This is a genomic window from Enterorhabdus sp. P55, assembly GCF_009911695.1.
Lineage (GTDB): Bacteria > Actinomycetota > Coriobacteriia > Coriobacteriales > Eggerthellaceae > Enterorhabdus.
Map to the genome: position 1 here is coordinate 1 of NZ_QWKK01000103.1, position 7,362 is coordinate 7,362.

The 7,362-nt window shown below is 67.8% G+C and carries 6 protein-coding genes; all 6 read left to right on the plus strand.

Going from position 1 to position 7,362, the window contains the following annotated elements; all coding sequences use genetic code 11:
- A partial coding sequence (locus D1643_RS08970) for an FtsX-like permease family protein (protein WP_160710297.1) occupies positions 1-1,920 on the plus strand: 1,920 nt, incomplete at its 5' end.
- A 426-nt stretch (positions 1,921-2,346) separates the two neighbouring features.
- Positions 2,347-3,024 carry a cytochrome c3 family protein gene (locus D1643_RS08975; RefSeq protein ID WP_160710298.1) on the plus strand — a complete coding sequence of 226 codons (678 nt, stop codon included), beginning with the start codon at positions 2,347-2,349 and terminating at the stop codon, positions 3,022-3,024.
- 93 nt (positions 3,025-3,117) lie between these two features.
- Positions 3,118-5,019: an FAD-binding protein gene (locus D1643_RS08980; RefSeq protein WP_160710299.1), complete on the plus strand. Its 1,902-nt coding sequence runs from the start codon at positions 3,118-3,120 to the stop codon at positions 5,017-5,019.
- 2 nt (positions 5,020-5,021) lie between these two features.
- Entirely contained in the window at positions 5,022-5,444 is a 423-nt protein-coding gene (locus D1643_RS08985; protein WP_236643506.1) for a helix-turn-helix transcriptional regulator, read from the plus strand.
- 219 nt (positions 5,445-5,663) lie between these two features.
- Positions 5,664-5,888, plus strand: coding sequence for a hypothetical protein (locus tag D1643_RS08990; RefSeq protein WP_160710301.1), 225 nt, complete (start codon positions 5,664-5,666; stop codon positions 5,886-5,888).
- Positions 5,889-6,246: 358 nt separating this feature from the next.
- On the plus strand, positions 6,247-7,236 hold the full coding sequence (locus tag D1643_RS08995) for a uroporphyrinogen decarboxylase family protein (RefSeq protein WP_236643505.1): 990 nt from the start codon (positions 6,247-6,249) through the stop codon (positions 7,234-7,236).
- The last annotated feature ends 126 nt before the right edge of the window (positions 7,237-7,362 follow it).

A 7,362-nucleotide genomic window follows, 5' to 3' on the forward strand; every position in this document is an offset into this window, starting at 1 on the left:
GGCCGGGCCCAGCTGGCCCAGGCCCGCGCCGACGCCGAGCAGCAGCTGGCCGCGGGCGAGCGGCGGCTCGCCGATGCCGCCGCCCAGCTGACCGAGGCCCGCGCCTCCCTGGCCCAGGGCCGCGCCGACTACGAGCAGGGGCTCGCGGAGTGGGAGGACGCCCGCGCCGAGGCCGACCGCCAGTTCGCCGACGCCGAGCAGCAGCTGGCCGACGCCCAGCAGGCCATCGACGACATCCCCGAGGCCGAGTGGCTCGTCATGGACCGCACGAAGAGCCACGGCGTGGTCAGCTTCGACGCCGACGCCGCGCGCGTGGACTCCATCGCATCGGTGTTCCCCTTCATCTTCTTCCTGGTGGCGGCCCTGGTGGCGCTTACCACCATGACGCGCATGGTGGAGGAGGAGCGCGTGCTCATCGGCACCTACAAGGCGCTCGGCTACTCCCGCGCGCGCATCACGTCGAAGTACCTCGTCTACGCCGGCGCGGCCTCGGCGGCCGGGGCGGCGGCGGGCATCGCCGTGCTCTCCCAGGTGCTTCCCGCCGTCATCATGGAGGCCTACTCCATCATCTACTTCGTGCCGCGCGGGCCGCTGCCCGTCGACTGGCCCTTAGCGCTCCTGGCGGCCGGGCTGGGCGTGGGGGTCACCCTGGGGGCCACCTGGGCCGCCGCCGCTGCCACCCTGCGCGAGCAGCCGGCCTCGCTCATGCTCCCGCGGGCCCCCAAGGCCGGCAAGCGCATTCTGCTCGAGCGCGTCCGCCCGCTGTGGCGCCGCCTCAGCTTCTCGTGGAAGGTCACGTTCCGCAACCTGTTCCGCTACAAGAAGCGCCTGGTCATGACCGTGATCGGCATTGCCGGCTGCACGGGGCTGCTGCTGACGGGCCTGGGGCTTCAGAACTCCATCAACGACATCATCGACAAGCAGTACGGCGCGCTGGTGCGCTACAACGCGGTGGTCACGGTGAACGAGGATGCTGACGAGGAGGCCCTCGGCGCGGTGGCGGCCCTCATGGAGTCGCCGGCCATCGCCTTCGAGGAGGCGGCCCTGGCCTCGGGCCCCGATGCCTCCGATGTCATGGTGACGCTGGAGGTGCCGGCCGATCCCGATGCCTTCCAGCGGCTCTGGGTCATGCGCACGCGGGAGGGCCATGAGCCGATTTCCCTGGGCCAGGACGGCGTGGTTCTGACAGAGAAGCTGGCGACCACCCTGGGGGTGGGCCCTGGCGATGTCGTCACCCTGGCGGGCCAGGACGTGCTGGGCAACGCCACCTCCGACACCCACGAGCTCACGGTGACCGGCGTCATGGAGAACTACGTGTACAACTACGCCATAGCGGGGCCCGCCGCCTACGAGGCTGCCTACGGCGCGGCGCCGAAGTACCGCTCGGCCTTCGGCGATGTCGGCGTCGGCGCGGCCGCCCACGATGCCTTCAACGAGGCGGCCCGGGCCACGGGCGCGGTGAAGACCATCGCCTACAACGACGAGACCATCGAGTCCTACCGCACCATGCTGCGCTCGGTGAACCTGGTGGTGGTCGTGCTGGTGGTGGCCGCGGCGGCCCTCGCCTTCATCGTGCTGTACAACCTCACCAACATCAACATCACCGAACGCGCCCGCGAGATAGCCACGCTCAAGGTACTCGGCTTCACCGCCCATGAGGTGGATCTCTACATCTACCGCGAGATCGTGCTGCTCTCGGTGATCGGGGCGGCCGCGGGCCTGGTGCTCGGCCTGTTCCTGGAGGGATTCGTGGTGGTGACGGCCGAGGTGGACCAGGTGATGTTCGGCCGTGACATCCACGCTCTCAGCTTCGCCGTGGCCTTCCTGCTGACCATGGTATTCACCTTCCTGGTGATGCTGGTCATGCGTCGCAAGCTCTCCGCCGTCAACATGGTGGAGTCCCTCAAGAGCAACGAGTAGGCTCGCAGCGCCCCCCCGCGCCGACGGGGCGGCAGCAGGGGCCTTCGCTCGGGGGCCGTGCGGCCCTTGTCTCGCCCGCCTGCCTTGCGGCTCCCTCTGCGCCGAGGCGGCGGCAGGGGCCTTCGCTCAGAAGCTTCGCAGCCTTCGCTTCGGCCCCGCCGCCGCCTCAGCGCTGCCTGCCTGGCGCTGGGAGCTCTGTTCCCCGTTCTGCTTCCTTTCTCTCTTTTCCCAGGTCAAACCCATGGTTTATAACGGGGTTTAGGCAAATACACCCTTTTCTTCCCTTTGGCAGATGCGCGTGCGGGGGTCCGCGGCGCACAATCGGGTCAAAGCTCGCGCCTCCGAGGGGAGCGCGGGCGAGAGAGAGGGAGGCCTCCCGGGCGGCGCGTGGCGCGGCGCGGGAAGGCGAGAGGGAAAGAGGTACCCATGACGACAGAGGAGAAGAAGGCGAGTCCCAAGCGCCCCAAGAAGGCGCCGGTGATCATCGGCGTCGTGGCCGCCATCGTGGTGGTCGCAGGGGCCGGCATGTGGGTCTGGCACGAGCAGCCCAGCTTCTGCGGGGCCATCTGCCACGTGCCCATGGATCCGTACCTGGAGACCTACGAGGCCGAGCCCGGCCAGGCCGGCACCGACAAGTGGGGCAACGAGGTGACGGATGCCGCGGCCATGACGGCGGCCTACCACCGCGCCGAGGCGGACTCGTCCTGCCTGGACTGCCACACCCCGGTGCTCAGCGAGCAGGTCTCCGAGGGCATCAACTGGGTGAGCGGCAACTACGAGGTGGTGCTGAACGACACCTACGACGGCGTCCTGCTCGAGCGGAGCGCCTCCCCGCTCACCGAGGCATCCGGCGCGGAGAAGGACGAGCTGTGCCTCAACGAGAGCTGCCATCCCATGACCCGCGAGGAGCTGGCGGAGAAGACGGCCGACCGCGCGTTCAACCCCCACGTGATCCAGCACGACAAGCTTGACTGCACCACGTGCCACAAGGCCCACCGCGCCTCGGTGTACTACTGCACCCAGTGCCATGACGAGGCCGAGGACGACCTGCCCGCCGGCTGGCTGTCCATGAAGGAGGCCGGCGCGCTGCCCGCTACCGCGTAGGCCGCACGTGCGTTGGCCCCGCACGGGCCGCACGCCCTGATCGAACACTCGCCGCGCCCTGATGCGCGCGGCTTCCCGAAGGAGGAACCCATCATGTCCAAGCTCGCTTCCAACCTGTCACGTCGCGATCTGCTCAAGTTCGGCGGCCTCTCCGCCGTCGGCGCCCTGGGGATGTCTGCCCTGGCCGGCTGCTCGCCCAAGGTCGTCGCCCCCGAGGGCGGCGTGCCCAAGGCCGGTAGCACCGCCGCCACCACCGGCTCCGCCGACGGCGTGCCGTCGTTTTTGCTGACCCCCGAGCCGGTGACCGACTTCGCCGAGACCCACGAGTACGACGTGGTCGTGGTGGGCGCTGGCGAGTCCGGCCTGGCCGCCATCCACGCCGCGCGTGCCGCCGGCGCCTCGGTGGGCGTGCTCCAGAGCCTGCCCATCGTGCAGACCGCCGGCAACATGGGCGCGTCGATCGACCTGACCCAGACGAGCGAGGCCGGCATCAAGGCGGCCGTCTCGTTCATCAGCTACAAGAGCGACTACCGGTCCAGCGCCGAGCAGGTGGAGGCGTGGGCCCGCAACTCCCAGGAGGCGCTTGCCTGGTGGGAGGAGGCCGCGGCCGCCGGCGGCAGCGTCTTCCAGCCCTACGACTACGTGGTCAACTGCAACGGCCACGACGTGTACTTCCACGCCAACACCTACTTCCACGACGAGGGCCATCAGAAGGGCGCGCTCGTCATCGGCGACGCCGTGCAGGCCGAGGGCGCCGAGATCTTCTTCGAGACCCCCTGCGTGCAGCTGCTCAAGGAGGGCGACCGCGTGGTGGGCGCCATCGGCAAGCGCAAGTCCGACGACAAGCACGTGCTGCTCAAGGCGAAGAAGGGCGTCATCATGGCCGCCGGCGACTACGTGGGCGACACCGAGATGCTGCACTACTTCACCCCTGACGCCAAGGGCCTGCACCAGGCCGTGGACTTCCGCAACGGCACGGGCCTCAAGGCCGCCCTGTGGGCCGGCGCTCAGATGTGCCCCGCCTCCCACACCAAGATGGTGCACGGCGAGGGCCCGAAGGTGCGCTTCGAGATGCCCTACCTGTTCCTCGACCGCCACGGCAAGCGCTTCATGGACGAGGGCTGCTGCCGCATGGGCTACCTCAACGAGTTCACCAACAAGTACCTGGCCGAGGTGGACTTCGCCGAGGACACCGCCGTCAAGTTCTTCTCCATCGTCCCCACCAACTGGCAGGAGCGCTACGACGCGTGGAAGTCGTTCTCTGACATCTCCAACCACAACGCCTATCGCAACGTCGACCCCGAGGCGTGGGTCAAGGGCGAGACCCTGGAGGAGCTGGCGGCCAACATGATCGCCTACGCCGACGACCAGAAGTGGGCCCACGACTACACCGTGGAGGCCGTCTCGTCGCTTTCCACCTTGCGCGTGGTGCTGTGCTTCTCGTCGGCCTACGTGCTGGGCGGCTTCCTCGCCTTCCTCGGCAACGGCATGGCGCCGCTCCAGCTGGCGGTGCTGCTCACGGCCCTGCCCCTCACCGCCTGCGCCTGCGTGCGCGCGGCGTTCCGCAGCATTCCCGAGGCGGCGCTGCCCCACCGCCTGTTCCCGCGCTTCTCCTACCCGTGGAAGCTCTACGTGCTCATGGCCCTGTACTCCTTCGCCTACGGCTTGCGGCAGATGCAGATGGTGGACGGCACGGGACGCGGCTCCACCTACGCCACGATGATAGCGAGCGCGGTGGTGTTCGCCTCGGCGTGGTTCTTCGCCGACCGCGTGGTGCTCATCAAGGCATCGCGGGCACCTATGCTGTTCATGGTCTGCGGCTTTCTGCTCGTGCCGGCCCAGAGCGTGATGGGCGATGCGGTGTCGAGCTACCTCATCTCCATCAGCTACACGCTCATGCACGTGTTCACGCTGGTGCTCCTGTGCTCCATGGCGCGCAAGAGCGGGGTGCCGGCGCCGGTGCTCGTGGCGCCGCTCTACGCGGTGCAGCTGTGACCATGGTGGGCGTGGGGGTGGACGCGGGCCTGGGCGCGCTGGGGATGTCGGCGGTGGCCCAGTCCACGGTGTCGGTGGTGATGGTGGCGCTGCTCGTGGTGCTCATCACCCTGCTGCTCCTCTCGGAGCGGCGCTGGGACTCGCACTGGACCGTCGTGCTCGACGACGACAGCCTGGCGGAGGAGTCTTCTCGCGAGGAGGCGGTCGCCGCCCGCTGCGACGAGCTGTCCGCCCGCTGCGGCCTGAGCCCGCGCGAAGACGAGATCATGCGCCTGCTGGCGCGCAAGAAGACCATGGCGGCCATCGCCCGCGACCTCTACATCGCCGAGGGCACGGTCAAGGCCCATGTCCGCCACATCTACGAGAAGGCCGGGATCAACACGCGCAAGGATCTTCTCGAGCTGCTCGGCGTAGGGGATAGGTAGGACGATTCGCCTGTTTTGTCCCCCTGGTGGGAACGAAGGCCCCCCATTACCTCATTTCATGGGATAACCCGGCTCTGACCGGGTGATATATTTCCATATCAGCCGAAAGGTACTAGAGTTTCCGCCCTTTTTTAAGTGGTTTGGGGGGATGCATCGATCCTTTCGGAGAGGGTAAAGTGCCCTCTGGAAGCTCAACCGGATGATGAAAGGAATGCTCCCATGTGCTTTAGACCTGCTGCTGTCGAGATCGACAAGACCTGCCCTCAGTGCGGCGCCAAGAACGGCGCCGCTGAAACCAAGTGCAAGGAGTGCGGCGCGGACCTGCCCGCCGGCCCCGCGATGCCCGGCGCCCCGGGCGCCCCGGGCGCTCCTGCGGCCCCTGGCGCTCCGGGTGCCCCGGCGGCCCCTGGTGCCCCGGCTGCCCCCAAGGCTCCCGGCCAGTAGGACCTGAGTCCCGGCAAGGGCCGCTGAGGCCTCTCGCCCCCAAGGCCCCCGGCATCTGCCGGGGGCCTTTTTGCGTCTCGCGTAAACCAGGGTGTTTTTGGCCAGGGCTCTGACCTGGGAAAACCATCCATATCACCAGGTCAGAAGCGAGCAAGTTTTTGGCCAGAAACGCTGCGGTTTACGCGGCGTTTCATTTTCATCCTTCCCGCCTAATGGTCCACCTGGGGTTTTGGGTCTCGTTCTCAAGATAGGACTTCTGGCCCCATGCTCGCCCAAGGCCGGTTTTATAGGCTGCGTCCCAGGGGTTCCGCCCTCCGGGGCGGGCACGAACGCATCCAAGGGGAAAGGAAAGATGTCCATGGAAATGACCCCGCGTGAGAACATGATGGCCATCCTGGAAGGGAGGCAGCCTGAGTGGTACGGTGACTTCCAGAGCGCCGTCGAGATCATGATGGATCCCATCTGGAAGAGCGACTCGGTGCCCAGGGACGGCTTGGAGCACAAGGACTCCTGGGGCACCGTGTGCGTGTTCCCGCCTGACGCGCCGGGCAAGCACCCGCACGTGACGCCCGACAACGCCGTGGTGACCGACATCACCAAGTGGCGTGAGCAGCTGACCATCCCGTCGCTCGACGGCCTTGACTGGTCCGAGGCCGAGGCCCGCGCTGCCCAGGTGGACCGCGGCGAGCGCTTCGTTGAGTACTTCAGCGCCCAGGGCCTGTTCGAGCGCTCCCACTTCCTCATGGGCATGGAGGAGGCGTTCTGCGCCTACCTCGAGGAGCCCGAGGCCATGTTCGAGATGCTCACGGCCATCGCCGACTACAAGAAGCGCGCCATCAAGGAGGCCGCGCGGCGGCTCAAGCCCGACGTCATCTTCTTCCAGGACGACTGGGGCTCCAAGCAGAACCTGTTCCTCCCGCCGGATACGTGGCGCGAGATGATCAAGCCGCTGCAGACGGAGATAGCGCAGGTCATCCACGAGTGCGGCATGATCTACGTCCATCACGCCGACTGCATCTGCGAGCCCATCGCCGAGGACATGGTGGACATCGGCATCGACATCTGGCAGGGCGTCATCCCGCAGAACGACATCGTGGCCATCCAAGAGAAGACCGGCGGCAGGCTGGCCATGATCGGCGGCATCGACGGCCCGGCCATCGACAACCCGGACACCCCGGAGGAGGCCATCGTGGCCGAGGTGCGCCGCTGCGTCGACACCTACTGCCCGGCCGGCCGCTTCTTCCCCGGCGCCCCGGCTCCGCTGCTGCGCACGCGCAACAGCGAGCTGCTTAACGCCGAGCTTGATCGCTACGGGCGCCAGTGGGCCCAGGAGCACCCGGTGGCCTAGGGCCGCCGGCTTCGCGAACAGGACAACTCCAGGAGAAGGGACATCAGCTATGACCATCATCGAAGACATCTACTCGGCCGTCCTGCGCGGCAAGCGCAAGGAGGTCGCGCCTCTGGTGCAGCAGGC

Coding starts and splice junctions, on each gene's coding strand:
- D1643_RS08975 (WP_160710298.1), top strand. CDS start 2,347: ATGACGACAGAGGAGAAGAAGGCGAGTCCCAAGCGCCCCAAGAAGGCG.
- D1643_RS08980 (WP_160710299.1), top strand. CDS start 3,118: ATGTCCAAGCTCGCTTCCAACCTGTCACGTCGCGATCTGCTCAAGTTC.
- D1643_RS08985 (WP_236643506.1), top strand. CDS start 5,022: ATGGTGGGCGTGGGGGTGGACGCGGGCCTGGGCGCGCTGGGGATGTCG.
- D1643_RS08990 (WP_160710301.1), top strand. CDS start 5,664: ATGTGCTTTAGACCTGCTGCTGTCGAGATCGACAAGACCTGCCCTCAG.
- D1643_RS08995 (WP_236643505.1), top strand. CDS start 6,247: ATGGAAATGACCCCGCGTGAGAACATGATGGCCATCCTGGAAGGGAGG.